General features: G+C 39.2%; 30 protein-coding genes. 3 read left to right on the top strand and 27 right to left on the bottom strand.

Annotated elements, in window-relative coordinates; translation table 11 throughout:
• Positions 1-95: 95 nt before the first annotated feature.
• From I6N90_RS19015 to I6N90_RS19000, 4 genes are read right to left on the bottom strand one after another with little or no spacing between them, the layout of a single operon-like run.
• On the bottom strand, positions 96-1,880 hold the full coding sequence (locus I6N90_RS19015) for a sensor histidine kinase (protein WP_197937247.1): 1,785 nt from the start codon (positions 1,878-1,880) through the stop codon (positions 96-98).
• A complete protein-coding gene (locus I6N90_RS19010; RefSeq protein WP_197937246.1) occupies positions 1,877-2,560 on the bottom strand; it encodes a response regulator transcription factor in 684 nt (227 codons plus the stop codon). Before I6N90_RS19010 ends, I6N90_RS19015 begins: the two co-directional genes overlap by 4 nt.
• A 26-nt stretch (positions 2,561-2,586) precedes the next feature.
• Positions 2,587-2,988, bottom strand: coding sequence for a secondary thiamine-phosphate synthase enzyme YjbQ (locus I6N90_RS19005; RefSeq protein WP_197937563.1), 402 nt, complete (start codon positions 2,986-2,988; stop codon positions 2,587-2,589).
• Entirely contained in the window at positions 2,982-3,596 is a 615-nt protein-coding gene (locus tag I6N90_RS19000; protein WP_197937245.1) for a DUF2087 domain-containing protein, read from the bottom strand. Before I6N90_RS19000 ends, I6N90_RS19005 begins: the two co-directional genes overlap by 7 nt.
• 208 nt (positions 3,597-3,804) lie before the next feature.
• Here I6N90_RS19000 and I6N90_RS18995 point away from each other — a divergent pair, with 208 nt between their 5' ends.
• Positions 3,805-4,338: a hypothetical protein gene (locus tag I6N90_RS18995; RefSeq protein WP_197937244.1), complete on the top strand. Its 534-nt coding sequence runs from the start codon at positions 3,805-3,807 to the stop codon at positions 4,336-4,338.
• An 85-nt stretch (positions 4,339-4,423) separates the two neighbouring features.
• Here the strand turns inward: I6N90_RS18995 and I6N90_RS25140 are convergent, their stop codons facing one another.
• The 9 genes from I6N90_RS25140 to I6N90_RS18955 form a co-directional block, all read right to left on the bottom strand.
• A complete protein-coding gene (locus I6N90_RS25140) occupies positions 4,424-4,558 on the bottom strand; it encodes a hypothetical protein (protein WP_269669532.1) in 135 nt (44 codons plus the stop codon).
• Positions 4,559-4,714: 156 nt separating this feature from the next.
• Positions 4,715-5,020 carry a hypothetical protein gene (locus tag I6N90_RS18990; protein WP_442950973.1) on the bottom strand — a complete coding sequence of 102 codons (306 nt, stop codon included), beginning with the start codon at positions 5,018-5,020 and terminating at the stop codon, positions 4,715-4,717.
• A 39-nt stretch (positions 5,021-5,059) separates the two neighbouring features.
• Positions 5,060-5,245: a DUF3934 family protein gene (locus I6N90_RS18985; protein ID WP_197937243.1), complete on the bottom strand. Its 186-nt coding sequence runs from the start codon at positions 5,243-5,245 to the stop codon at positions 5,060-5,062.
• A 171-nt stretch (positions 5,246-5,416) separates the two neighbouring features.
• Positions 5,417-5,863, bottom strand: a complete 447-nt coding sequence (locus I6N90_RS18980) for a GNAT family N-acetyltransferase (protein WP_197937242.1) — start codon at positions 5,861-5,863, stop codon at positions 5,417-5,419.
• A 30-nt stretch (positions 5,864-5,893) separates the two neighbouring features.
• Positions 5,894-6,955: a glycosyltransferase family 2 protein gene (locus I6N90_RS18975; protein ID WP_232243162.1), complete on the bottom strand. Its 1,062-nt coding sequence runs from the start codon at positions 6,953-6,955 to the stop codon at positions 5,894-5,896.
• Positions 6,956-7,482: 527 nt separating this feature from the next.
• The gene (locus tag I6N90_RS18970; RefSeq protein WP_197937241.1) at positions 7,483-9,069 is read right to left on the bottom strand and encodes an ABC transporter permease; all 1,587 of its coding nucleotides are present in this window, start codon (positions 9,067-9,069) and stop codon (positions 7,483-7,485) included.
• A 1-nt stretch (position 9,070) separates the two neighbouring features.
• Complete coding sequence (locus tag I6N90_RS18965) at positions 9,071-9,946, bottom strand: ABC transporter ATP-binding protein (RefSeq protein ID WP_197937240.1); 876 nt, start codon at positions 9,944-9,946, stop codon at positions 9,071-9,073.
• Positions 9,947-10,033: 87 nt separating this feature from the next.
• Complete coding sequence (locus tag I6N90_RS18960) at positions 10,034-11,113, bottom strand: sensor histidine kinase (RefSeq protein ID WP_197937239.1); 1,080 nt, start codon at positions 11,111-11,113, stop codon at positions 10,034-10,036.
• Positions 11,103-11,843: a response regulator transcription factor gene (locus I6N90_RS18955; RefSeq protein ID WP_232243161.1), complete on the bottom strand. Its 741-nt coding sequence runs from the start codon at positions 11,841-11,843 to the stop codon at positions 11,103-11,105. Before I6N90_RS18955 ends, I6N90_RS18960 begins: the two co-directional genes overlap by 11 nt.
• Before the next feature lie 226 nt (positions 11,844-12,069).
• Here I6N90_RS18955 and I6N90_RS18950 point away from each other — a divergent pair, with 226 nt between their 5' ends.
• Entirely contained in the window at positions 12,070-13,761 is a 1,692-nt protein-coding gene (locus I6N90_RS18950; RefSeq protein WP_197937238.1) for a methyl-accepting chemotaxis protein, read from the top strand.
• A 44-nt stretch (positions 13,762-13,805) separates the two neighbouring features.
• Here I6N90_RS18950 and I6N90_RS18945 read toward each other — a convergent pair whose 3' ends face one another.
• The 10 genes from I6N90_RS18945 to I6N90_RS18900 form a co-directional block, all read right to left on the bottom strand.
• Positions 13,806-14,789 carry a quinone oxidoreductase family protein gene (locus tag I6N90_RS18945; protein ID WP_197937237.1) on the bottom strand — a complete coding sequence of 328 codons (984 nt, stop codon included), beginning with the start codon at positions 14,787-14,789 and terminating at the stop codon, positions 13,806-13,808.
• A 133-nt stretch (positions 14,790-14,922) separates the two neighbouring features.
• Entirely contained in the window at positions 14,923-15,831 is a 909-nt protein-coding gene (locus tag I6N90_RS18940) for a sugar phosphate isomerase/epimerase (RefSeq protein ID WP_197937236.1), read from the bottom strand.
• Positions 15,832-15,856: 25 nt separating this feature from the next.
• The gene (locus I6N90_RS18935; RefSeq protein ID WP_197937235.1) at positions 15,857-16,849 is read right to left on the bottom strand and encodes an ABC transporter ATP-binding protein; all 993 of its coding nucleotides are present in this window, start codon (positions 16,847-16,849) and stop codon (positions 15,857-15,859) included.
• 14 nt (positions 16,850-16,863) lie between these two features.
• Positions 16,864-17,646, bottom strand: a complete 783-nt coding sequence (locus tag I6N90_RS18930) for an ABC transporter permease (RefSeq protein ID WP_197937234.1) — start codon at positions 17,644-17,646, stop codon at positions 16,864-16,866.
• Positions 17,643-18,458 (bottom strand): ABC transporter permease, encoded by an 816-nt coding sequence (locus tag I6N90_RS18925; RefSeq protein WP_332262476.1) that lies wholly within the window; start codon positions 18,456-18,458, stop codon positions 17,643-17,645. The genes I6N90_RS18930 and I6N90_RS18925 overlap by 4 nt, the downstream gene beginning before the upstream one ends.
• 381 nt (positions 18,459-18,839) lie before the next feature.
• Positions 18,840-19,400, bottom strand: coding sequence for a hypothetical protein (locus tag I6N90_RS18920; protein ID WP_197937232.1), 561 nt, complete (start codon positions 19,398-19,400; stop codon positions 18,840-18,842).
• Positions 19,401-19,689: 289 nt separating this feature from the next.
• Positions 19,690-20,058: a hypothetical protein gene (locus I6N90_RS18915; protein WP_232243160.1), complete on the bottom strand. Its 369-nt coding sequence runs from the start codon at positions 20,056-20,058 to the stop codon at positions 19,690-19,692.
• 38 nt (positions 20,059-20,096) lie between these two features.
• On the bottom strand, positions 20,097-20,462 hold the full coding sequence (locus tag I6N90_RS18910; RefSeq protein WP_232243159.1) for a hypothetical protein: 366 nt from the start codon (positions 20,460-20,462) through the stop codon (positions 20,097-20,099).
• Positions 20,463-20,625: 163 nt separating this feature from the next.
• Positions 20,626-20,994 (bottom strand): hypothetical protein, encoded by a 369-nt coding sequence (locus I6N90_RS18905; protein ID WP_232243158.1) that lies wholly within the window; start codon positions 20,992-20,994, stop codon positions 20,626-20,628.
• A 139-nt stretch (positions 20,995-21,133) separates the two neighbouring features.
• Positions 21,134-21,454 carry a hypothetical protein gene (locus tag I6N90_RS18900; RefSeq protein WP_197937228.1) on the bottom strand — a complete coding sequence of 107 codons (321 nt, stop codon included), beginning with the start codon at positions 21,452-21,454 and terminating at the stop codon, positions 21,134-21,136.
• A 129-nt stretch (positions 21,455-21,583) separates the two neighbouring features.
• On the opposite strand from I6N90_RS18900, the gene I6N90_RS25480 reads away from it, so the two are divergent.
• On the top strand, positions 21,584-21,697 hold the full coding sequence (locus I6N90_RS25480) for a helix-turn-helix domain-containing protein (RefSeq protein ID WP_197937227.1): 114 nt from the start codon (positions 21,584-21,586) through the stop codon (positions 21,695-21,697).
• A 263-nt stretch (positions 21,698-21,960) separates the two neighbouring features.
• Here I6N90_RS25480 and I6N90_RS18890 read toward each other — a convergent pair whose 3' ends face one another.
• The 4 genes from I6N90_RS18890 to I6N90_RS24885 all read right to left on the bottom strand — a co-directional run.
• Positions 21,961-22,836, bottom strand: a complete 876-nt coding sequence (locus I6N90_RS18890; protein WP_197937226.1) for a phage/plasmid replication protein — start codon at positions 22,834-22,836, stop codon at positions 21,961-21,963.
• 119 nt (positions 22,837-22,955) lie between these two features.
• Positions 22,956-23,315, bottom strand: a complete 360-nt coding sequence (locus tag I6N90_RS18885) for a hypothetical protein (protein WP_197937225.1) — start codon at positions 23,313-23,315, stop codon at positions 22,956-22,958.
• A gap of 105 nt (positions 23,316-23,420) precedes the next feature.
• On the bottom strand, positions 23,421-23,912 hold the full coding sequence (locus tag I6N90_RS18880) for a pentapeptide repeat-containing protein (RefSeq protein ID WP_197937224.1): 492 nt from the start codon (positions 23,910-23,912) through the stop codon (positions 23,421-23,423).
• A gap of 19 nt (positions 23,913-23,931) precedes the next feature.
• Positions 23,932-25,987: polymorphic toxin-type HINT domain-containing protein (locus I6N90_RS24885; RefSeq protein ID WP_232243157.1), on the bottom strand; the 2,056-nt coding region annotated here is incomplete at its 5' end.

Here is a 25,987-nt window from a genome sequence, read left to right as displayed (position 1 = left end):
TGAAGATAAAGTGAAGATAAGATAAAGAATTAAAAAAAGCTGTCCCTGAAGTAGAATAAACTACTTTAGGGACAGCTTTACCATTACAATTCGTTTCATTTTTTATTTAGGTAAAAGTAAAATACAACACCGTCTTCTGAATTGTACGCTCCATAAGATGCTCCATGCAGTTCCAAAATGTTTTTCGAAATGGCTAGACCTATACCCGTTCCCCCTTGGGAACGATGGCGAGAGGCGTCACCACGGTAAAAACGATCCCACACTTTATCGAGCTGTTCCGCTGGGATGTGAGCACCTTTATTTTCTACACTTATTCTAATTTTGTTTATCTCATCGACAGTGGAGACGATAATCGCATTATACTGAGGTGTGTACCGAATCGCATTCGTCATAAAATTAGTAATAACCTGTTCAATACGATGTTGATTCGCCACAACTTCAACAGGGAGAAGGGATTGCTGGATGTGTAGCTCTTTCTCTGCAATGCTCAGATAAAGCTGATCACAGATGTTTTCGACTACTTTATCAATATAAAAGTCATCCATCACCATCTTATACGTACCCGACTCGAATTTAGCGAGGTCCAACATATCGACGATGAGTAGATCCATCTTGTCGACTTCCTTCTCCATCGCTTCAAAATAATGTTCTCTCTTATGGGTAGCGACCTCATCTTTTAAGATCGAAATGCAGCTCTTCATTATGCTCAGAGGTGTCTTGAGTTCATGTGAAACGCCGGAAATAAATTCTTTCCGCGTGTTCTCAAGCTGCTTCTCCTTTTCGATATCCTGCCGCAACTGCACGATGTAGGAATGCAGCGTGCTCGATAACAAATTAATATTTTGCGACAGGTCACCAATCTCATCCTTCGAAGATATCGATATGCGCTCCGAAAAGTCTAAGCCGGCAATTTTTTGCGTCGTTTTATTAATTTGCAATAATGGCTTCGCGATTTTTTTTGAATAATAGAATGATGCTAGCAGAATAAGCAGCAATGCAAACAAAACAAGGTATCCATAATATTCTTTAAGCATCTGAACTGCTTCATCAACAGGCTGAAGCGATGCCATCGCAAATACATATACTGTTGAGCCATCTTTGTTTTTAATTGGATCGATAAGCAGATTATATTTTACATTATTCTCTGTAAATTCAATCGTTTGCAATGAATCGATACGGTTATTTTTTTCGTCTACTATTAATCCCACTTGAAATTCTTTGATCTTCTTCATAAATAGCTCATTGGAGTAGATAAAGCCCGTAGCTGCGTTGGTATCAGGGATTTCGACTTTTGTAATAACTCCTTCATGAAACGAAATCGAATTGCTCATAACGCCTGTTTTGATTGTCTTATCATTAAATACTTGTTCAATACCTTCAAAGCTCCATTCGAATGAAGGATCAATGGATGCAATTCTTACTGGGATATTACCATTATTTTTATTAAGACCTAATATTCTAATCGTAGTTCCAATCTCAAGCAGAGACCTCTTCTCATCCGCTTCTTCTATATTCAACAAATTATAGAGCGGTATGGTCATTATAGTATTCGTTTCCTCAACTTCAGATTTAAATCTTCTTCCATTCACTTCAACATAAAAATCAGGCGCATTTGTTAAGCTCCCATTGCTGTCTAATGTCGTAATCCGTGCATTATTTTCTAAATAGAAATCTTGCTCTAGCCTCTGAATCGAGTCGTTTCCAGTGCTATTTAAATAATTCGTCTTGAAAGACTGCATGTTTGCTTGAATGTCACTTAGCTTACGCTGCGCGTAATACTCTTTAAAGAAAATAGTCTGTCCGATGTAAATCGTTGCTAACAGCAGAAGACATAATGTCGTCGTCAAAGCGAACAATTTCCATACAATTTTTACTCTCATAGGCTGGCATCGATTTTATAACCGGTTCGAACGACCGTCGAGATCATCTTCGATTTGTTGCCAAGCTTACACCGCAAATTTCTTATATGCGTATTAATAGTGCGCTCATCACCAGCATACTCGTAACCCCAAATTTTCATAATGAGCTGTTCTCTTGTAACGACAATTCCCTTGTTAAGCATCAAGTAATGCAATATCTCAAATTCGGTATACGTCAGGTTACTGTTTTCTCCATCTACAGTAATTGTTCGAGAAGGGATATGCATACGTATTCCGTTATAAGCTACCGTTTCTTCTGATGATTCGGTCGTTTTTGTTGCTCTGCTGTCAAGTAATCTCTTCGCTCTTGCCAGTAACACAGGCGGACTATAAGGCTTTGTCACATAATCATCAGCACCAAGCTCAAAGCCAAGTAACGTATCGTCTTCGTCTACTCTTGCCGTCAACATAATAATCGGAACATCGGACGTTTTCCGAATACGTCTACATACAGACCAGCCATCCACCTCTGGTAGCATAATATCAAGAACGATCAAATCCACTTGGTTGTCTTGAAAAAGTGTTAAACCTTCCTTACCATCACTCGCCTCGAGTACCATATATCCTTCATTTACAAAATAATCTTTAATGATCTCACGCAATATCGGCTCATCTTCAACAACTAATATCGTTTTGGTCATTGTATATCCCCATTGTTGGTTTTTTATTAACCTTTGATTACCTTCACATGAAGTTTCCGAGATCTTGGCCCATCGAATTCACAAAAGTATATACCTTGCCATGTACCAAGCACAAGTCGACCTCCACTTATAAGTACCATTTGGCTTGTACCTGTTGTAATTGCTTTCATATGAGCGGCTGTATTCCCTTCTGCATGACGATCGAGGCTATGCTTCCATGGGTAAACTTCGTCTAGTCTACGGAGTACATCTCGAACGACATCAGGATCGGCATTTTCATTAATAGCGATGCCAGCAGTTGTATGCGGACAATAAACGATGGCATGCCCTTCTTGCACACCGCTCTCTCTGACTGCTTCCCGAACCAAACCGCTTACTTCAACCATCTGGTCATGATAAGAAGTGGATATGTTAAACGTCTTCATGATAACAGCTCCCATCTCGTCCATAGTTCCTCAGGGTTTAATTCGTAAACCTCATTTTCCCGATACATAAATTGATGCATAATGAACTCACGCCTAATAGTCGCAAAATCATCAAAGTATCCCTTAATGAATGTATTAATCTCTTTTTCACTATACTTCCGGCCCCTCTCAAGCTGTGAAACGATATGCTCTAGTACCATCAGTTTTTTCTTTAATTGGCTCGGCATATTTTTCAGTTTACCCTCAGCCGTGAAGAAGTTTCGAACAACTGACGCTTTTACTTTCATTTGATCCTCTTTTGTTTGAACCTCATCCATACCTTCCATACCTCCCGACATATGTCTATAGATCAGAGCTTCCGTACCTTTAGCACTATTGCTAATAAAATAATGGTTGAGCGTAAAATAAATCGTGTTTTTGTCTCTTCTTTCATTTATTAAACTGGCCTCTCTAAGCTTCGCTGCATGATGTGTGATTGTTGCTGGCGTAACGGAAAGTTTCTCTGCCAAAGCTTGCCCGTTCATCTCACCGTCCGCAAGAAGGATTAGTAATTTTATTCGTGTTGGATCAGCGAGTGCCTTGTGATATTGAACTACCTTATCTAATTGCATGATTAATTGAGCACCTCTATTTAATTTGATATTCATCTAATTAGATTATAACTAAATTAGATAATAAAGGATAATACATATCTTGTCAATCGGTTAAACCTCACTGGAGTAGAGCGATCAACAAAAATGTTTCCGATGTCGAATCCAACTTTTCTATTGCTAAAAATGACATAATTTAGTATGTTTTTTTGTGAAGGGGGAATTCTATTTGCTAGCAACATTTGAAGGGAAACAATTTGATGAGATGAATGACTTTGAGTTAGGGGCTGCTTGCTTTAAGCCTATCATTCAAGCCTACAAAAGGGCTCAGGTGGAAAACGAGGATTTTGTAACGACTGTTTATTCTGACTTGAGTGATGGACAAAAAGCGTTGTTCATTTTTTGGACCTACTATTCGCATGTAAAGGTGTCTGAGGCTGATTGTTATTATTGGAGTGCTCTCTATATGGCACAGCCGGAAAGATGGACTGGATTGTTTCGTGGGCTGCAATTTTTCGAGGATCGCCATACACTTCCATTAGTTGAAGAAATGGACGTTTTATTAAAGGGACGAAATCATCCACGAAGTTTGGACCATTTCGACGTTTCTTATGAAGATATTAACGAAGACCCCCGCTTAAAAGAAGAGATTTCTATATTTTACGAAAAGCTGCTTGACGCATTGCCAGTAACGATCGGAATCATTAGCCGATATATTCGTGAGCATCCTAGTAAGTTTTTCGAATTGACCAATAGCCACTAAAATAATGATCATTATTAACAAAAAAATAGTTGAGCGGAGACGAACTCCTGCTCAACCATTTTTCTATTAGGTCAACTGTTCTTAACTAATATTTCCTATCTTCAACTATATCTCGTACTAACATCGCCGTATTTCCTTGTGGATCAAACATCATCGACCATAAAAATACAATTGGATATGTAACAATCTTTACTAGCATTTTTCCAATTTTTCCTATCATGTAATCACCTCCGTCATTGGATAATACAAATACGGTATAAGATCTCATTCCGTTTCCTTAATTAACCATAAAACTTATATTTCAAGCAATACATTCCACTAAAAAAAGGGTTGGTCAAATGTCCTTAGACAAATGACCAACCCTCTTTGCGAATAACTATACTTTTGCAAACTCCGAATTAGCCGTCTCAAGCATAGACTTCCAATCCGCAAAATTTGTTTCTCTAGCTACGTGGCGATTCCAAAGCTCCTCAGGGATCAAGTTGATATCCTCATGTGTCCAAGCTTGGAAGTTGCCCTTCTCTAGAAACTCTTGAAAGCTTTTGCAGACAGAATTTTTACTCATAAATGAATCATTGAATACACGCTCTAGTGTAGCTTCAGCTGAATCATCTTTATTCGCCTTTTGCTCTTGCAATTCTTTCAGTAAATCTTCAAATGACATCGGTTTATTCTTCCTCAAATTACCACTCCTAGTTTTGGATTACATCCCTTAAATTGATTATGCGTCTGACTTGTTGCCATTATTCTTATTGGAAGTGGCAGTAGTGCCTTCCTTCCGCTTAGTACCTTTACTTTTATAAGGTTTAGGCGAGTTTTTAGCCCTATTCTCGGCAGCTTGCCACCGATTCCAGCCCTTTTTGCCAGTACCTCTACCCGTACCACCTTTGTTCTTCGATGCACTCAATTGATCACTCCGTTACAGGTGCTTATATTGCCGCAACCTACATTATACGTTAAATCCGTCTATAGTTCTATGGTGGACAATTAATTTAAATGGCCCTACAGGAAATTGTATCCTGAAGGGCTATGTTTAAAGCATCTTCAATTGTACCTTATGATTAGTATTACCAGATGGTTACCGTTCAAGCCTCGTAATAAATACGCCTGGTGCAACCTCAATATTTCCAATCTCTTTGAACCCAAAGCTCTCATACAACGTTTTAGCAGGCACGTTTTTAGTGCCAGTACTTACTTGAACCTTCTTGTCTAAGGCTGGTCCACTCATCATGTGAGCGAGCAATTGTTTTGCGATCCCTTTGCGGAAATGGCTAGGATGTACTACTAGTCTGCAAATATCGATACCTTCATCATGTGTATGATACGAGACAAAGCCGACTAATTTCTCATCTGTCATATAACCAACAAACTGTTCGTCGCATTCCATAATCGACTGTACCGTGTCTCGAAGCGGCGGAATCCCATCGAATCCAATGATTTCTGCTTCCACGCGATAAGCGGGCAGTTGTACGTTCAGTATGTCACTTGCGACTTCAGCATTCTTATTATTTACTGTTATGATCATACGTTTATCTCTCCTGTTGATGCGAAGCAATTACCACAGATCGACTGCTTTCTTCAAAAAACCGCTCCCACTTTTAATGGACAAAAACAACCGAAGAAGTAATGTCAGATTAAAAATGCTAACTTTATATTTCAAAGATTGTCGGCAATAACGAATCGCTTTTTCTCTATCATAACGATTAATGTAACTGAGCGTGTAGTATTTTTTGGCTATACCTATTTTTATGTTTTGGATACAAGCTTTTTTATTAGTTAGTTGCTTGTCTTCTATGACTCTATCCATGATATGCAATCTTACTTGAACAGACTTCAAACCTAACGCCTCGAATTTATCTAACACAACGTTATTTTTGTGAAGTAAATCAGGGTCGAGCTTCCATCGGTCACAGAAGAAGTACACACTGTCCGGCGATTGAAAGTAAACAGATTGCGGTTTAGTAATTAATGCAATGGTGCAATGGTCGAAAAAGCGAATAATAAACGTAGTATCTTCTCCGAGATAAAACTCCTCATTAATAAGGCCGTATTTTTGAATGAGCTCCCGCTTGAACAGCATCGTATTCAATTGAAAGAAGTTTCTCGTATGCGATAGAAATTGCTCAAACAATCTCTCCTTAAACACGATTGCATCTCCGTCTACCCTGTTTAACTTTCTCATCTTCCCGATAAGTTCTTGCTCCACTTCGTTATCGAAATTATGCAGCCTAGTTGGACCATGTTGCTCCACCCATAAGGCGAAGCTAACATCTGCATTTGTCCGCTGGATCGTATCCAAACTATGTTGCAAATGATCTTCAAACCATTGATCGTCAGAATCAAGGAAAGAAAGAAACTCGCCTGTTGCATAAAGCATACCGAAGTTTCTCGCTCCTCCAGGACCTTTAGACCGATTGTTAACTACATATTTAATTCTAGAATCTACTATCGTAAGTTTTTCTATTACGTCTTTTGTATTGTCTGTACTTCGATCATCTACAACAATAAGCTCCCAATTTGTATAAGTCTGTCTCATTATCGAATCAATAGCGTTTGTTATAACACTGGAGCGATTATAGGCAGGCATAATAATACTTATTAGTGGGTTTATACTCATCAATTTCATCCTTTCTTAGTTAACATCATTAGCATTTTAAAATAGTTGGTGGATCGTATACTTATAGTTCCGCTCACCCTCTTTCTTTTGCATTTTTTGGCAATAAAAGTATAGCAAGTTTAGTATCCACTCCGAGATGTGTCAAGTAAAAATTAATAATTATGTCATTTGGTGTAAAATTGCACCCCCTCCAATGAAAAAGGCCGTCCGCTGTATGGACGACCTTTAATTCCTGTTATGATACTAAAATGCTGATCCGCTAACGAATCGAATTGTGCTTATATTGTAGAAAATAACGTGTAATTTGGTTTAACGAACTCCAGTGTCGCTATCGCGCATTTTGGGGCCGAAATAAAGCCACTTTGCTCAGATTAAGCATTCTGAAGTTCGTTAAACGTTTTAAACCGTATAATTTAGTCAAATAAGAGTTATTGGGTTCGTTAGCTATAAATTCGGAACGTGCGCTAGCACTAATGTCTACAAGTATGCTGATCTTTTAACATTAAACAAATGACCCACCTTCATTACTAAGAAGATTGCGCTAAGCGGCTTCTTGATGTGTATGCAACAACTAACAATCCGGCGCTAACAATCAAATAAACGAAACCTACCGCCCAAGGATTAAACCCGGTATTCGTAACCCATGTTGTTCCTTCTGCTGAAGTCGTACCCATAAAATCAAGATAGTCCATCTTATTAAAGGGACCCATATACCAAATAAGCATATAAACGACCTCAAACGTACGATTACTTCTCGTAAACACTCCGGACGCTAGTGCCAAGCTCGGTATAAAAACAGCCGCTGTTAGCCAATAAATAAGTTGCTCGACTTCACCTTCTAATATGAAACGGATAGCCATGCCCAGGCCAGTTACGAACGAAAGCAATACTCCAGCTATCCAAACGGCAGTTAATTGTCGTGCCACATATCTAGGGCTTGAAGCGACTATATACTGTGTATTATTCCGTATTTCTCTACAGCCCATATTCGACCATAACAGTATCGGCCAAATCCAGGTCAATGGCCAAATCATCCATTGTGAAGACGAAGCAACGGGAAGTGTAAGACAGAGAACACTTAGAATAGTAGCGATGATATACCAGATAAGCGAAGCACCCTTCATCATCAAATACCACTCTGCCCGTACAAGAGTCCAAAATGACTCATTTACTCCCACTGGAGTTAGCTCTACTGCTCGAATGCGAGGAAAGAACGTTACCCGTTTGGTTTCCTCAACTATATTGTTATTATTCGTTTTAATTCCCCTACCTGTATCCCCTTTAAAACCACGAAACAGAAGCGCTGCCACCGGCAACAATAAAACAGCAACTAACGGAAGAACTAACTGTTGTTTGATGAGCGCTTCCGTCCAATCAACGCCATTCCATAGAAATGTTTCTGAAGGCCCCGCTTGAATTAATATTCCGATGCCATAAGTACCAGTGTAGCTTGTCTTAATCGCTGAAAGGTCAGCTATCATATCCGACGTAATAATTCCAGTTCCGAGCAAATCAAATACTTTACTGGTGCTAAAGATAATATAAAAGACGAAATAGATTACATTCCCAATCCCGCCTTGCAACACTTTAACGGATTCAAAGAACAATGCAAGAGATGCAATTACACTCATCATTGGAAGCGTCATAAATAAGAATGGTGACCACAACTGCCATAATTCCACCTCGATAACTTCACCACGAACCCATTGCATAATAAGTGCGATGACCATAATAGCCATGACAATGATCGTCAGCACAGCAAAGTTGCTGATCCATTTGCCTATTATGTAGTACAACTTCTTAATCGGAGTAGATGCGATAATTTCCCCCACTTTACTCTGCTTGTCACGATCGATACTATTTTTGACCAAATAAAAGCCAAACAGGGAAAGAAACATCGTTGTAGAAAGGCTGACAGACCCGCCAACCCATGCTGAATTATAAATACCTCTGACCTCTTCCAGATACAAAGTAACATAGCCAGCATCAGCAGGAGGAACAAAAAAGTATGCAGCTAACATCGTAAATCCTATCATAAGCAGAAATGAATATTGTCTCGTTCGTTCAAGAAAATCCGCCTGTGCAATAAAATAAATGGTCCGAATCATGTTCATCTCATTGTTCGCCCCCATTATGCCTAACATAGAGATAGGCATCTTCAAGGTTAGGGGATATCTGCAGTGCCTCAGGAAGCGGCGGTTCGTTCGCTACGATACGAAGCATCAATCCTTCTTCGCGGCGTATCGTCCCGCTAATTGTCCATTTACTTCGTGCAGCTTGTAGATCTTGTTCCGGTATAATGACAGACCAAACCTTCCCTTGAACACTTCTTAGGAGCATAGAAGGGTCTGAATTTACTAGAAGTTGTCCTTTCGACATAATGGCAATTTGATCTGCCGTCGCTTCAATATCCGAAACGATATGCGTAGAGAACAAAATAATTCTTTCGCCGGACAAATCCGTTAACAAACTGCGGAACCTTACTCTCTCTTCAGGATCTAGACCAACTGTAGGTTCATCAACAATGAGCAACTTAGGATCATTCAATAGTGCTTGTGCGATCCCTATTCGCTGACGCATGCCACCAGAAAAACTCCCGATTGGACGCTTGAGCGTATCCTGTAAGTTCAACATTTCAAGCAGTTCAAGCATGCGTGTTCTAGTTTGACGACTAGAAACTCCCTTTAATGCGGCTGCATACTCCAAAAACTCAAGAGGCTTTAAATGTGGATATACACCAAAATCTTGTGGTAAATACCCTAATACTCGGCGCAGCTCATCAGGCTTCTTCCCTATATTTATTCCATTCCATATAACCGAACCCGTTGTTGGTTTAGCAACTGTCGCTAGAATACGCATAAGAGATGACTTACCTGCCCCATTTGGTCCTAACAAACCAATAATACCTGGCTTTAATTGCAAGCTAATATCCTTTAAAGCCCATGCGGCTTTATTGTATCGTTTGTTAACTCCACTAATTTCAAGTAGCATTCTTCTACCTCCTCATCTATCTACATTGCACAGTGTAGAAGATGAAAGTAAAATCCAGGTAAACAGAACACTACATTCAGCCTAACATTAAGCGGGGAAAGAAACCGTTATTTTCGTTCCTATATTTAATTGGCTCGTAACGACAATATCGCCCCCGAGCGCGATAATAAATTGCTTCGCAATTGCCATGCCAAGACCAGTTCCTTCTGAGTTTGCATCTGTGGATGTACCTCGGTAGTACTTTTCGAACAACCCATCAATCATTTCCTCATCCATACCTGATCCATCATCCGAGATAACGATTTGTAGCCCATTGCTTTCTATAATGGAAACGTTAATCGTCGTTCCAGTGGGATTATGAACGATTGCATTAATGAGTAAATTAAGAAGTGCTCGTCCAAGCAGCTTCGTATCGAGCATCATATGAATATAGGTTACATTCGACTCTAATGTTAAATTGTGGTGGGAGGCGCGCGGATCATTTGCTACATCAACGACAATTCGTCTAACACATTCGACGAGATCACTTTTCGTAAGCTTTAATGGAATGGAGCCTTCTTCTAATTGGAAAGATGCATTCAAGTCTCCAATCAACTCTTCCATATGGTCCGCCTTACTTTGGATCTCCGTTAGAAACTTCGTCCTTTCTTCCGTGTCCCAATCATAATTAGAAGTAAGAAGCATCGTAGAATATCCTTTAATATAAGTTAACGGTGTCTTCAAATCATGAGAAACACCTGCGATCCATTCTCTCTTCCTTTCATCAAGTCGGCGTCTTTCCTGCTTACTTTTCTCCAATTGCTCGGATAACGTTTGTAAGTGAATAATGAGCTCTTTGAATAGACGATATCTTAGCTTTAATTTCCCCCTTCTCCTCGTATACAGCTTCTTATGTTGATCCGGTTCGTCGTAGATGCCGTTTGCTAGTCGATTAATCCAACTCATCATATGGAAAATCGGCCACCCTATTGACCAACCGAATAAAACGACAAAAGATAAGATGATAACTAACATTCCATATAAACCGATAGAATCTTGATGATCGCCGGGCTCCGGCACAATCGTCTCAGCTGTAGCTATAACTGTAATTATCGCAGCAACAAGTAAAAGATGACTGAGTATGACATGTAAGGCGAGGCGAAGAAAAAGTCGTACATTACTTTTCATAGGTCGTTACCTTCTTCAGCGGAACGAACTTATACCCAATACCCCGCAAATTAACAATCCACTTTGGACTCGTAGGATCGCTCTCTATTTTCTTTCGAAGTCTGGATATATGGATGACTACCGTTTTCTCATCACCAATAAGTGCAGTACCCCAGACTTGTTCATACAATTGAAGCGCTGTGAACACTTGGTTAGGATGCTCGCATAGAAACAAGAGTAGTTCAAACTCCTTTGCCGTACAATGAGTATCTTCGCCATTTATAATGAGCTGTCCAGCTGTTTTGTTTAGCACAAAATAACCGTAATCAAACGACTGTGCTTTTACAGGTACTTTTATTTGATCAAACTTTCTCCTACGCAGCTGCGCATTGATTCTCGCGACTACCTCTAGCGGATTAAAAGGTTTAGTGATGTAATCATCTCCACCGATGCCGAGCCCCATTAATTTATCCAAATCGCCCGAGCGGGCCGTTACAAATATGATAGGAGCTAATGTATGTTTACGAATTTCCGAGCAAAGCTGGAAACCATCCATATCTGGGAGCATAACGTCGAGCACGATGAGATCAAATGAGGTTCGTTCCACAAGCTGCAAAGCTTCATGAGCTGTAGTCGCTGTTGCGATACGCTGAAATCCTTCCCTCATCAATAACGCTTCTAACATCGCCAAAATACCCTTTTCATCATCTATTAGCAAAATCGTTTCTTCTCGCAAAACAATCACTTCCATTCTTGCGGTTGATAGGTTTGAATCATTTCAATGATCATTTATATGGTACTCGCAAATAGGATATATGGGAATATTTATAATTTATTGTATCGGTTGATTGATAGATCGATAGTACAAGAACTTTACGAGGTTATAATATGAAAGCACTTCCAAACACTATTGTAATCATTAACCACATGTACTATATTAGAAATGATCCCTCATCCCAGTAATAAAAGGAGTCCCTATGAGATTAACGATTAGCAAGAAATTATTTGCGGGTTTTATGGCTGTATTACTCGTATTAATCGCTACAATCGCCATTATTTTCTCGCAAATAACAGAGGTCGAACGTCATTATCTCGACTTAGTAGAAGATAAGTCTAATAAGCTGATCAATATAAAGCAGCTGAACGTAATTGTTAAAAAGGAACAATCCGAAATTCGTGGCTATTTACTTTTTGGGGACGATGACACTTTAAAAGCTTTTAACGATACCCATAATGAATACATGAAATTGAGTGCTGACCTCAGCGAAGCGATCAAACACCCCGAAGCACAAATGTTACTTCAACAACTCAACCAATTCGAAAATGAATATTACCATATATCAAAAAACTCAATCGATTTAAAGAAAGACAACAAAACAGAAGAAGCTATTGATCTTGCCGCTACAAGAGGTCAAAATATTATATTCCGCTTTGATCAGAAGGCCGAAGAACTATCCATCTTCCAGCAAAATTTATTGGATAAAGAAAAACTAGCAACAAATCAAAAAGTGCAGTCTATTAAAAATCTTATTATTATTTTGGCATTAGCAGCTATCATCGTTAGTTTAATTATCTCCTGGTTTATTGGAAGAATAATGTCTCGACCTATCGTTGCCATTGCACAAGCAGCCAAAAAAATCGCTGCAGGCGATCTATCTTCCCAAAAAATATCGGTTAAAAATAAGGATGAAGTTGGCGATTTGGCTCAATCATTTAATCAAATGTCGCAAAATCTACGACAACTTATTCATCAAGTTAGCTCTAATACGGAGCAAGTAGCCGCGTCAGCTCAGCAATTGACCGCTACTAGCGAACTTGCCTCCTCCGCTTCTAAGCAGATTGCTGCAACAATGCAACATGTAGCGACTGATGTGAAACAACAGTCCAATCATCTAGATGAAGCTTCTACGACGATGAATGAGATGGCTATCGGTGTGCAGCATATTGCAAGTCACGCGAAAAACGTTTCTAATACAGCAAATGAAGCTTATGTACGTGCATCAGAAGGTGGGCAAACGATCAAAACAGCTGCTGAACAGATGAATTCCATTAACCAAACCGTATTAGGCCTATCCGAGCTAATCAATAACTTAAATGAACGATCCTTCCAAATCGGAAAAATATTAAACGCTATATCAGATATCGCGAAACAAACCAACATCCTCTCCTTGAATGCAGGGATTGAGGCGGCACGTGCAGGGGAGCATGGTAAAGGCTTCGCAGTTGTCGCTAGTGAAATTCGTAAGTTAGCAGCGGAATCAGCACAATCAGCTGAACAAATTGCAGAGCAGGTTTCCGCTATCCAAGCAGAAACAAAACAAGCAGTTCAAACGATGGAGACAACAACATATGAGGTTTCGTCTGGTATTGAGGCCGTCTATTCCGCAGGTACTGCCTTTGAACATATTCAAGGTTCAGTAAACTCAGTTAACAGACAAATTCATGATGTGTCCTCATCTATCCAGCAGATGGCTGCTGGTGCTGAACAAATCGTACATGCTATGAAGTTTATTACCGGTATATCAGAGGCAACAGGCACAGGTGCAGAGCAAGTTTCTGCCGAAACGGAAAATCAACTATCCTCTATGGAAGAGATATCTTCATCTGCGAGAACGTTATCTCAGATGGCCGAACATTTACAGCAAACACTAGAAAAGTTCAAAGTGTAAAAACGGAGGGTAGTATCACCTGAGGATACTACCCTCTTTAAATGTTATTCATTATCTACATACAACAAAACTTTGCCCGTACTGCTTCTACTTTCGATAAGTTGATGTGCAAGTAATGCATCACTGAGTGGTAGTTTTTTGCTTATGTTAATGTTAAGTTGTCCCGTTTCGATTAAACGAAACACTTGTTTAGCTGTTTCCTGTAGCAATTCAGGACGTTCCTTCCTCGCCGTTCCGAGACTGAATCCAAGCACTGAGCGGCAACTTGCGTGCAACTCTTGCGTATGTACTTGTCCATATTGCCCGCTCGAATTACCAAATACAACTAAACGTCCAAATTTTGCAAGATACTTCACACTTTCTTCTGTCATCTCTCCTCCAAGTGAATCTAAGATAACGTCGGCACCTTTGCCATCCGTTAGTTCATTCACGATCTGGACGATAGTTTCTTCGTCGTAGTTTATGACATGGTCCGCTCCAGCGCTTACTGCGGTTGGGATTTTCCTGGAACTCCCTACTGTTCCAATTACTTTTTTGACACCTAACGCCTTCGCAATTTGGATAGCTGTAGTCCCAACGCCTCCTGCTGCGGAATGAATAACGACCGTTTCGTTCGATTGTATTTGAGCGACTTCGACAAGAAGCTTATAGGACAAAAACGATACAATTCCACTCGCACCCGCAGTATCAAAATCGATAGAATCAGGGATGACAAAAGTTAAATTCTCGTCAGCCACTACGTATTCAGCGTAGGAACCATGATGAGGAAAAGCGATCACTCGCTCCCCAACTGAGATGGACTGAACGTTATCTCCGACCGCCTCAACAATTCCGGCTGCTTCAAGTCCAGGAATAAATGGGAGCTTCCCTCGTCCCTTATTACCGTATCGTGCTTTAATATCAGCAAAGTTAACACTCGTCGTTTTCACTCGAATTAATAGTTGGTGTGATTGTATGCTCGGCACCTCAACTTCTGCAACTTTCATATTATCCGCTGTACCAAATTCCTCAACGATAATTGCCTTCATAAAAACACTCCCTAGTTTCATTTAGTGAAACAGTGTTTCATAATAAATTTATTATATATCATATTCTAGATAAGAAAAAGAGATATTCCGAAACGAATATCCCTATTTATTATGATTGTTTCCTACGTGTTTCCTAATCGTTGTTTTCTGAAAGTATTTGGTTCACCCATTTGTAGCAATCCAGCAATTCTTCATCTGTAACTAATGTCGAATTATGCTCGAACATCACTTTTACACGATCATTTTCGTGTCTAATCGTAGACAAATATTGTTCTGTCGGTGCCCATCCATCGCTTGTACTCTGACTTGGCAATACAGGATATCTGCTTTTCAGAATGACATTGTCAGCAGATATTTGAACATTAGACAAATGAATGATTTCTGCATATTTAGCAAATCTTTTCACAATAGCTACAGAATCAAAGTTAGGATCAATCCAGTCCTGCAAATGTAGTCGTGCCGTATCTAAACACAACTTAATTTCCTTATGTTCTTCTAATAATTGATCCAAAAAGTCATCTTCATATACGTATCTGTTAAGTGCATCGAACTCGAGGACAGCTGTGAATTGATACTCCCGAGCTTTTCCAGACAGCCAAGTAAGCAATTGCTTACTCCTCATCTTGAGCTCTTCTAATGCATAGTCATTTTCAAACTCGTATTCACTGCTATCCGCAAATCGCCACGGCTTCCAATCTACACGATTATCAAGAATGACTAGCTTAGGATAATGAAATAACACATAGGCAGGTTTAATAGCCGCTACATATTCCAATTCTTGCTGAACTAAGTCATAAGCATGTTCACGAACTGCATCATCATTGGATAAAAAAGGAGCGTCCCTTAAAGGCGATATTCCAGCTCGAAGTGGAAAGTGAACACCGATCAGGAAACCAACCTCTGTAGCTTCCTTTACTAGGTGAGCAGTATCACTCTCATCACCGAACAAACAAGCTTCAATACCGTAGAATTCTGGCATGAAGTCTCTTTCATATTTTTTATAGTCGAAAGAGCCCCATTGGCCTATCATAAATCGATTCATCTACACAGCTCCCACCATGCTGAATTTATACTAACGCGATCACTTTTTTCGTCTCAGCATATAGTCCCTTCATAACAGCATCAATCGGCAACGCCTCAATTGACATATCGAGTATGCCGTATGTTTCATTAAACTGGCGGATGAACCCTTTTATCGGTAAAATATCGATATCAATTTCTAGCTCTACTTCACATTCATTGATTCTATTAAGCAATTGTACGCCTGCTATGAACTTATCGGGGAACGGCGTATCTGTTGTAAGTCTAACTGCCTTCTTACCGCCTAATCTTCCTCTAAGCTCACCCAGCGTATTATCGAACACAATCTCTCCATGATTGATCACGATAACTCGCTCCGCTAACATCTCTACATCGTCTAGATCATGAGTTGTTAATATAAAAGTGACCCCTTGGCTATTCATCTCTTTTATGAAATCCCGAATTGTCTCTTTAGCGATAACATCGAGGCCAATCGTAGGCTCATCAAGGAATACTAACTCTGGTCCATGCAGCATTGCCATAATAAATTCGCACTTCATACGTTCGCCAAGTGACAACTGCCTCGTTGGTTTACGCATGATTTCTTTTACATCAAGTACTGTTGTGAGGTGATCAAGCGTCCGTTTGTAGTCCCCCTCTGGCACTCCGTAAATAGCTTTATTCATGTAGAAGGAATCTGCAGGAGGAATATCCCATAGAAGCTGTGACTTTTGGCCGAATACAGCACCGATCTTGCGCACATATTCGCTTCTTTGCTTCCATGGCGTTAATCCAAGCGCTTTAATCTCACCAGAAGTTGGATGCAGCACCCCAGATAACATTTTCAAAGTAGTCGACTTCCCCGCCCCGTTCGGACCGAGAAACGCAATCATTTCTCCTTTTTCTACAGTAAGAGATATATTTTTCACTGCATCAACTTGCTTCATAGGGCGTTTGATAAGGTTAATCATCGTTTCTTTCAGTGTATGTCCACGTTCGTGAGTCATATATGTTTTCGTTAAATTTTTGATCTCTATCATACTTTCGCCTCCCTTTATCCGCCTGCACTCGTGTAGCTTCTAAGCATCCGTTGCCAAAATGCGATACCAACAGCCAAAAACAATATCCCAACTATAGCTGCCCATAACGTTTCCCAGCCTGCACGTCCCAATAAAGCTTTAGCAGGAATAAATGCGATGAGTGCAACAGGAATGACATAGGTTGTTAATTGCTGAAATGATTTCGCATAGATTGTTCCTGGATATAATCCGAAGCTGGTTATCGAATCGAACATATCGTAAACTCGGCTTCCTCCTACCCATTTGAAGAGGATACCCGACATAAATAACGAGAAAGCACATAATACTGCTAAGGAAGCCATAAATAGTCCTGCAAATTGTAGCCAGCCACCCACTGTAGGTGATTCCAGTCCCGACAAGGCATAACCAAACAATATGCCTCCGCTAAACAACCTACCGAAATCTTCTGGGTCTAGCCCATGCAATATCGTCATAAATAGAGTTGGCCTTGGTTTAAGAAGCAATAGATCGAAAGTTCCCTCCCGAACTAAACTTAACGTGCTTCCAATCATACCGAAGAAAAGAGGGAACGCTATCCCTTTGGCAAGTCCAAATATCCCTTGAATAAGAAGCGCTTCATGGAGTGACCAACCCGGGAATGACACACCAGAACTATATACCAGTAGCGTAAGCATCGGAACGAGCAAATCACCAGCAATCATTAGAAATAAGCTTAGGAAAAAGTGGCTGCGATACGCTGTTTGTTCAGCAATCTTCGTTCGCATAACAGCACCAACACAAAGCAGAACATCTTTCATACGCCCACCCCCGTAAAGCGCTTCATCGCTAGACGATAAAGTAATAACATCAATATTGCCATAAGTAACGTCGCCCCTGCTTGGTATGCAACAATAGTCGGAATGGACATCGAATAACCCGCCAGTTCATATTCCCCGATAAATACACGTGTTGGGACATAGGTAATGAATTGAAACGGCAAGAAAAACAACAGCTTCTGTGTCCACTCCGGAAAAAAGGTAAGTGGAATAAATACACCTGCGCTTATATCCTTAAGTAACAAAAAGACTCGTCTCACACCATCAGCACGAACGAGCCAAAAAGCAGTCAGTCCAACACAATAATTAACGATAAAGTTCATTAGAAAGCTTAATAAAATGGAAATGACAGCCCACATTGGCTGAGCTGGGACAAGCTTAATTCCGAAGGCGAACATAAAGATTAAAAAGATGGGGATAAATTCGATGATGAGCCCTAACGTGCGATGGCCCACTTTTTGAGAAAAGGCATACAAATAATGTGGCATTGGCCGTAGTGCAAACGTCACATATTTTCCTGAACGTACAAGCATTTGCAAATTCCAGTCTGCTGAGTCGTAAATAAAATAGTTAATGACCGTCGCAACTCCAAAATACGCTAACATTTGTTCTAATGTAAATCCGTTAATCTGACCCGTTCCTTCGTATACCGACTGCCAAATAAAATATTGCGTCAAAAAGTAAACTGGTCCTACAAGCAATGAAACCGCCATATGAGAGCGATAAGCAAGCCATTCCTTGTAGGTCGCAAAGCCTATTGCATGAACGGAACCAACTATTCTGCTTAACTCCACCCTCTGCACCCCATGACCCTTTTTGGTCATATTTTATATCAATGTAATAATATCGTCTATAAGATGCATGATTTTCCATGGATTATTATAAAAAATATGAGTGATGTATCAATTTAATAGATGTTGTTCAATATGAATCTATTATTTTCAATCCTGTAGCAATACAATTTGAATGTTTAGAGAAACATTTATATTAAAATTAACTTCTAGCTTAATATCTTAGCATGTGCAGGCTCAGAAAAGCTGAATGGATATCGACGAGTATAACCATCCTCTTTGAACTACTTTCTTTTGAAATTCGAGTATGAATAATCCCCACCCTACTGAAATGGTCGAGGGGGATCAATTATTATTTTGCTGGAGTATAAATGACCGTATACGTTACTTCAGTAGTCTTAATATGATATGATTTTTAAGGTCACTATATTTGATCTCAAATTCCACATGATCACCACGTGCATGAGGTACATTAAGACTTATAACGAGTGATTCTTGTGTAAGATAAGTGAATATGCCTAACTCATTCCTATCACTTACTTCGTCAGATTTATTTAAGTAAGAAATCAAATCAGCATTAGAATAGTTACTTAGTTCCTCCCTTGCTTCCGACTCAACATTTAAATCAGAATCATATGGAACATACTTTGCCCCTCTTAACAAATCAATAAATTCATCATCTATTTTCACTATATCCTTCAACAATAACTTCTTGCCATTGTTTATATCAAGAATTGTTGTAACCAAAATATGATTAGGATAAGCGCCATCTTTTACATAACTTGATCCTGTATACTGAATACTAATTGACGAATTACCATTCCAAAAAGAAATAAAATCAACGTCAAGTTCACTACCTTGTTCATTTCCACCATAGAAGTCTATTACTCGCATAGCTTCACTTTTCAAAATTTCATTCAACTTGTTTTCAGCCCGTTGAACCACATTTTGTCGAATGATTAGATCTATCCGATGGCACGTTTGTCGAGGAAACCTTAAGTGATGGTGACGATGATACATTAACGAACGACACTAATATCGTATTTGTGCAAAATAACCTAGATTATAAATTAGATATATAAGCATTTCTGATAATATGGTGCACAAGATTAGCTGTGAATCCAATAGATGTAACAGAAGAATATACTGACAAAAGTTAATAATCATGAAGCAAAAAAGAGTGCTGCGTGTTATCGCAGCACTCTTTTTTTGTTACGTTACAACTGTAAGTCTTCTAATTGTAAAGTGAAGACATTACATGAAAGCTACCCGAAGCAGATAATACAAATCTGTATTGGCCAGCTGGTTGACCTGTTGCTAGAATAAACGGAGCAGGCGAGCTAGGAGTATCAGGATAGTACGATTGTCCTGGATTAAGCGTTATTGTTTTAGTCGTAATATATGTCGTTCCCCGATACAGATCAATCTTTAGATCATCTCTATACTTTCCAGTGTTAACTATAACACCATTACCAAACTTGATTGTTCCAGCTGAAAGAGTTTGATATGGGCTAGTATAGCTAAATGCGGCAAATACTGAAGTTGAAAAGCTTAGAACAATAGCGATAATTAACGTGATTGAAATCATTGATTTTTTCATCATAACATCTCCCTTTTAATTGAAATATACGTTGCGGTATTCTAATTGTGAATTTGAGCTAATACTTGCCAGCTTCCGTATGCTGACAGTTCATATCTGTAAACGCCTGCTGGTTGATTAGTTGCTAGAACAATATTTGGAGTTGTTCCTACTCCAGCATATATCCATTGTTTAGCATTGAGACTTATTGTATTAATACTGACTAACGTATTTCCACGATACAGCTTAATCGTAAGCGTATCTGAATAGTTACTGCCGTTCGATATGATTCCTTGTCCGAACTTGATCGTACCGCCTGCTAGATTATAATTTCCGCTAGTATGGCTGAAAGCCGCAAACACTGAAGTCGAAAAACTTAGAACGATAGCGATAATTAAGGTAATTGAAATCATCGATTTTTTCATCATTACACCTCTATCTTGTTAAAAATTTGAACAAATACTTAACGGATTCCTGATGCTCCCAGCTAGTCAATCTGTAATAGCTTACTGATTGACTAGTTGCTAAAACAATAGTAAGACTCTTTCTTACTCTGAATATAATCGTAGGGATCTCTGTTAGGTGTGTATATTACCAATTCTCAGCATAAGCCTTAACATTCCAACTTCCCGAAGCAGAAAGTACATATCTGTATTGGCCCGCAGGTTGATTTGTTGCTAGAGTAATTAAGGGAGTAGTAGTACTTCCTGGATAGAGCCATTCTCCCGGACTAAGCGTTATCGTTTTAGTCGCAACGAGTGTCGTTCCGCGATACAGATCAATTTTTAGATCATCTCTGTACGTTCCAGTATTAGCTATAACTCCATGACCGAACTCAATTGATCCGCTGGAAATATAATAACTTTGACTGGAAAAGTTATATGCGGCAAACACCGAAGTTGAAAAGCTTAGAACAACAGCGATTATGAGACCAACGGAAATCATCGATTTTTTCATCATTACACCTCCTTTCTTACATAGAAGATTAGGAACGTGTGTATGGAAATATCTGTCCACAAGAGTATAGGGTCAGTTGTTCGGAAAGTAAAAGGGGGAAATTTCTATTATGTTACTTTTATGGTAAGAGAAAAGTTCGCTTTCATTTTTCTGGAATATGAAATATACTACCATTATTCTTAACAAGATCATTAGATTCTTCATCCTCTTTCAATCGAGTAGCGACTACGGCAGCAATCGGAACTAGTCGATATTCTGTTGTCGCTTGCCCATTCCTCTCTGTAGCAGGATAGGGAAGTTTCATATAAATGTCCTGTAAACCAATGGCCGCCAGCGCCGAATCTGGCTGAGATACGGGAGAGGTATGCGCTTCTTTAACCAGTTGACGTGCTGAATATCGATCACGTCTTCCAGACGAAGTGATCTTTCGATATAGAACGGTATTACATTTCGATTTGATCACCCAGTCGAAATGGTGGTCTAAGAGAAAAACAAAGAGCGCTTTACACAAATACCATCGACCCCTGGCGACCCACAGTCTCTTGTAATTCACGAGTATATCCACGTTTTGCAGGTGTAGCTCCTGTGATATATGGCTCTGGAGATAAGTTCGAATCAAGTGGACAGAATTTATATACGCACTCTCGAACAAATCTGCGAAACGCTTAACGTTAAACTACATGAACTCATAGTTGAAGAAGAATAATAATCTATCGTATCGCCTTCTAATTTCAGCTTGTCTCGGAGGCTAGATGTGCTATGCCCATTTCCAATAGCTTGTAACAAGCTATTGATGTAAACCACCCCCCGATACGTAGCTATCGTCTTTACATCTGTTTCTCGGCATTAAGGATTGCTTTTTCTTTATTTTGAAGTAGAATAAGGACTACGTTATTTTTACTTTATCCAATATACTGGACTATTTATCGTTATCGGCAAAATAACGTGTCCGTCTATGAGGATATGTATCTACTGGTTTATAGCTAGTGGTTCTAGGCAGTTCCCTTTGGGAATTGTCATTTTTTTTACCAAGTTCTTTCGATTGGCATAGGTTGACGATGTATATATCTGTCTTAGTACAGATTCTTCGAACATGCTGTTCATCACTTGGAAACCGAGAAGCGTTAGCCAAGATAAGTCCATTATGCTTACTGTTGATGGATATTCAATTTCATTTAGCACTTTAGCCATCATATAATCAAAGAATGCTTTATCGAGCAATTCAACAGCATTTTTAGTCGGTGAAAACTTCTTTATATCGTTATTACTTGGCTTTATTTCAAGTCGTAGGACTCCCTTGGACTGCTCAACAAGCTCAGGAGATGCTTTCTCTTTTTGTACCTGTTGTTGCTTGTCATAGAAGATAATTCTGCTACTCTTATTGGAAAACTCAACTGTTTGATCTTGGTTGTAGCTTCTTGTATTCTTAAAAGCTAACTTTTGCTTACTTAGCATTCGTACATATTCACCCACATTTTTACCTACTTGAAAGTTCCAACATATATCTGCTCTGCTTATCGACCATTCCGAATGGGGAATGACAATCGAAAAGAGTTGATGGATACGTTGCTGAACACTCTCGAAAAAGCTAGGAATGTCATGCTCAGTAGTAAGAGTTACGTTGTTCCCATACAACAGCTTTGGAATAGAGACTTGAATAGACAACGTCTGACTGCCATCAAGATACTTGATATAGGACAACTTCTCATCATATATTTCATATCTCGTTTGAAGTACACCCGTTTCCTTATTTAAAAATGTAACTGACTTACAGTTTTTCATGCTTAACAATACTTCTGAATCAAGGTGAATCGGTCTTGCTTTTAACACAACCGTATCAAACATTCATTTCCTTCTTTCTATTTTTTAGATGGATTAATATTCTGGATCAAATTAGCTATGTTATAAGAATCGATAAAGTACTTACATCGTAACCACCTCCCTTTAATTATTTTTATTTTGTTTTACTTTTTCATCCACAGCAAATCATGTTTTTTCAGAAGCTTAAACAATTCGTTATGAGTGCTTTCTTCCTCTTCGTCCCATAGAGAAAACCCTGTAATGCCCATGAAATACATCATGGATCGCAATGCTTCAACACGATTATCGTGCTTTCTCTCCCATTGCTTTTGCTTCTCAGCATCTAATCGTGAAGGAACCTCCTCATTAAGTACATTTGTAGTCCTTTCGATTATTTCAAAAGCTCTATTGCTACGATCTAATTCTTCAAATTTCCGTTGTACAATTTTACAATGTACTCTAATCCGATCATTAAAACGCCTCCCAATATGACGTGCCAGTACGTCTTGAAAACAATAAATCATCGACGTATTAACACGTCAATACTTATTTACATTTTTTTCATAAAAAAACCACATGGAGTTGTTACACTCGCATGTGGCATTCTTATTACCTATATTTTAAACAAATCACGACTTACGTCTTAGGATCGCCCCACTCAAATCTGGATCAAATAAATGAGGCCAAATAGTAGAATTATCATACAATGCGCCATTTAAATCAGCATTATCTAAACTCTTACAATTCATATTGGCCCCCGATAATATAGCTCCTTTAAAAATAGCATTTTCTACATTTGCACCTGTTAAATCTGCATTACTTAAATTAGCCAAACTAAAGTCAGCATATTTACAATTAGCATTAACCAAACTAGCATTGAGTAACACAGCATTAGTTAGTAAGCCCATAACAATTGAAGATTCGTCCAGCTTAGACGAACTAAGATCAGCGCTTTGCAGCTCTGCGTTTCTTAAATTTGCATTTATCAAACTTGTACCAACAAGTGAGAAATTATTTAGAACTGCCCTATGAAAATTGTATCCATCTAAATTTGCATAATCCAAAGTTTCAAGATCTAAACAAATAGGATCCTTTTCTGCATAACTAATTATTTTTATCAATTGTCTACCTCATTTCGGTTCATTTATTATCCCAATCCTCTGGATCAATTTTCAAACTATTCCAAGGAACTGCTAGATCAGGACGAGCACCAGAGTAAGGTCTATATGCAGGTATTTGACCAATAATCAATCCAGCAATATATCGATGATAGCCATCAACCAATACCCCATCGTCAACATGAATAGGCGGTGCTTTTTGACCACTTAACGCCATATTAACATACCTTTGAATCATAGGAAGTGACACTGCTTTTTGTTGGGATTTTAAATCAGCATTTGCAAGTGCTCCTCGAATCATTGATTCCGTTACAGTACAATTATGCACCCATATACCCAGGTTAGTTACAAAATAGGAATTATAATCTTGAACCTCAAAGTTATAAACCGTACTTGTTACAGTGGCTTTTCTAATTTGTTCAACTGCTTTTTTAGTTCCATCACTTGTAACAAGTAAGTCACCGATCTTCATGTCTCGAACTTTAGTCCAGCCTGCTCCGTCAATCCAGAATGGATGCTCTTCAGTGACCTCTATGATTTCTTTTTCAACGGTAATGTAATAGATCTGGTCTGCCTGTTTTTGGAATAATCCTCTAACCTCTTTATACGCTACATCGCCGGTTTGATCATCTTTTGCTAGAACTTTATCTCCGACTGTGATGTCTTCAATAGCTTTCTCGCCATCTTCAGTTAGTACTATTGTTCCTGCTGTAAAGCAATTACATGAAACGATTCCAATTGCTGTTATTGTATAATTCTTTTTCTCCCCATTTTCAGTTTGCTGAAAACTTGGCAGACCATTATTATCAGAAAGCCAACTAGCACCTTCACTGCAATTTGCATAACTACAGACATTATTAAGTACTTCCGACCTGAGTTGTTCATAGTATTCTATCTTATATTTCTGCTTAGCGTAGGCTTTGGGATAGTTTATTCTAAGGAAATTCGCATCATTCAACGCACTCTGAATACCTGCTAATTCAGAGATAGCATATTCATTTAATGATCCCATCCATCCGCTTTCAATTGTAATCGGCTCTCTTGATTTCCCACCGCCAATGTCAATATGCATATTTCCAGTCGGGTCACTATATATAAGAGGATTATTTACAACATACGTATACAAATTCAAACTAAACGGATTCGTGATCTCCCCTTCATACGTATCCTCATTAATAAACCGCGCCATACTCGGGTCATACCATCTTGCCCTCAAATATTGAAGCTTCGTTGTCTTGTCCCAGTATTCGCCCGAATACTTGAGGATGTTGGGTACCGTTTCTCTCTCTTCAAGCGGCAATCCCCAAATGTCATAGCGATATTCGTTCAGCTTCTGACCTTGTTCATCGACTAATGCTACTACGTCGCCATGTCCGTTTAGCTGGTAATATTGCATCTTATTGGCAACGACGTCATGTCTGCCTATCAACTTCCCGTTAAGGTCGTGAATGTACACATACTTCATCTGTGACAGGCCTTCTACTGTCACATTAGCTTCACCAATTAGCAGTCGATTTGCATCATAATAGTAACGGCTCTTTACCTGGTTTTCCGTTCGTTCATACAATAATCCTTCACCCGTGTACGAATAGGTTACTGAATTGTGAGTACCTGATACTTTCGTTAATTGATTCTTCTTGTCGTATTCATACAACGTTTCTTGCATCGGCAATTCTCTTGTGCTGTCTAAGGTTTTGCGGTTGTAACGCTCGTCGTACGTAAATTTCTCGTCGAACTCACTGGACGTCTTCAGTTGATTCAGCGGCGTATACGTAAAGATCGTTACATAGTTGTTTTCATTTCGACTTGTAATGTTGTGCGTATTGTCATAGCTGTATTGGAACGTATTCATTGCAGCATTGTTTTTTGTGTATTTAAGTTGTGTCATCCGCACATCCGAATACTGACGATCGGACGTAAAGGATTCTCCATAACCCTGAGTTGCTAATTGACCGTTTCTCAAATAGTTGTAACTAACCGTTTTTGCACCCGCGCTGCCACTTGACACACCTAGTGTTTTCAAGCGATTCATTGTGTCATAGCTGCCTGTTACTTTTACATTGGCTTGTGATGMAAGT

Origin of the sequence: Paenibacillus sp. GSMTC-2017, from assembly GCF_016019935.1 — a bacterium.
Lineage (GTDB): Bacteria > Bacillota > Bacilli > Paenibacillales > Paenibacillaceae > Pristimantibacillus.
Note: the sequence above shows the minus strand (reverse complement) of the source record. Positions and strands in the feature narration are given on the sequence as shown.

Excerpts from the sequence above, each read along its gene's own strand:
- I6N90_RS19000 (WP_197937245.1), bottom strand. The coding sequence starts at position 3,596 with ATGCAATTAGATAAGGTAGTTCAATATCACAAGGCACTCGCTGATCCA.
- I6N90_RS18970 (WP_197937241.1), bottom strand. The coding sequence starts at position 9,069 with ATGAACATGATTCGGACCATTTATTTTATTGCACAGGCGGATTTTCTT.
- I6N90_RS18975 (WP_232243162.1), bottom strand. The coding sequence starts at position 6,955 with ATGAGTATAAACCCACTAATAAGTATTATTATGCCTGCCTATAATCGC.
- I6N90_RS18885 (WP_197937225.1), bottom strand. The coding sequence starts at position 23,315 with ATGATTTATTGTTTTCAAGACGTACTGGCACGTCATATTGGGAGGCGT.
- I6N90_RS19010 (WP_197937246.1), bottom strand. The coding sequence starts at position 2,560 with ATGACCAAAACGATATTAGTTGTTGAAGATGAGCCGATATTGCGTGAG.
- I6N90_RS18890 (WP_197937226.1), bottom strand. The coding sequence starts at position 22,836 with ATGTTTGATACGGTTGTGTTAAAAGCAAGACCGATTCACCTTGATTCA.
- I6N90_RS25480 (WP_197937227.1), top strand. The coding sequence starts at position 21,584 with ATGGCTCTGGAGATAAGTTCGAATCAAGTGGACAGAATTTATATACGC.
- I6N90_RS18930 (WP_197937234.1), bottom strand. The coding sequence starts at position 17,646 with ATGAAAGATGTTCTGCTTTGTGTTGGTGCTGTTATGCGAACGAAGATT.
- I6N90_RS18915 (WP_232243160.1), bottom strand. The coding sequence starts at position 20,058 with ATGATGAAAAAATCAATGATTTCAATCACGTTAATTATCGCTATTGTT.
- I6N90_RS18980 (WP_197937242.1), bottom strand. The coding sequence starts at position 5,863 with ATGATCATAACAGTAAATAATAAGAATGCTGAAGTCGCAAGTGACATA.
- I6N90_RS18955 (WP_232243161.1), bottom strand. The coding sequence starts at position 11,843 with ATGGAAGTGATTGTTTTGCGAGAAGAAACGATTTTGCTAATAGATGAT.
- I6N90_RS18950 (WP_197937238.1), top strand. The coding sequence starts at position 12,070 with ATGAGATTAACGATTAGCAAGAAATTATTTGCGGGTTTTATGGCTGTA.
- I6N90_RS18905 (WP_232243158.1), bottom strand. The coding sequence starts at position 20,994 with ATGATGAAAAAATCGATGATTTCCGTTGGTCTCATAATCGCTGTTGTT.
- I6N90_RS18935 (WP_197937235.1), bottom strand. The coding sequence starts at position 16,849 with ATGATAGAGATCAAAAATTTAACGAAAACATATATGACTCACGAACGT.
- I6N90_RS18940 (WP_197937236.1), bottom strand. The coding sequence starts at position 15,831 with ATGAATCGATTTATGATAGGCCAATGGGGCTCTTTCGACTATAAAAAA.
- I6N90_RS18965 (WP_197937240.1), bottom strand. The coding sequence starts at position 9,946 with ATGCTACTTGAAATTAGTGGAGTTAACAAACGATACAATAAAGCCGCA.
- I6N90_RS18960 (WP_197937239.1), bottom strand. The coding sequence starts at position 11,113 with ATGAAAAGTAATGTACGACTTTTTCTTCGCCTCGCCTTACATGTCATA.
- I6N90_RS18910 (WP_232243159.1), bottom strand. The coding sequence starts at position 20,462 with ATGATGAAAAAATCGATGATTTCAATTACCTTAATTATCGCTATCGTT.
- I6N90_RS25140 (WP_269669532.1), bottom strand. The coding sequence starts at position 4,558 with ATGATAGGAAAAATTGGAAAAATGCTAGTAAAGATTGTTACATATCCA.
- I6N90_RS19015 (WP_197937247.1), bottom strand. The coding sequence starts at position 1,880 with ATGAGAGTAAAAATTGTATGGAAATTGTTCGCTTTGACGACGACATTA.
- I6N90_RS18945 (WP_197937237.1), bottom strand. The coding sequence starts at position 14,789 with ATGAAGGCAATTATCGTTGAGGAATTTGGTACAGCGGATAATATGAAA.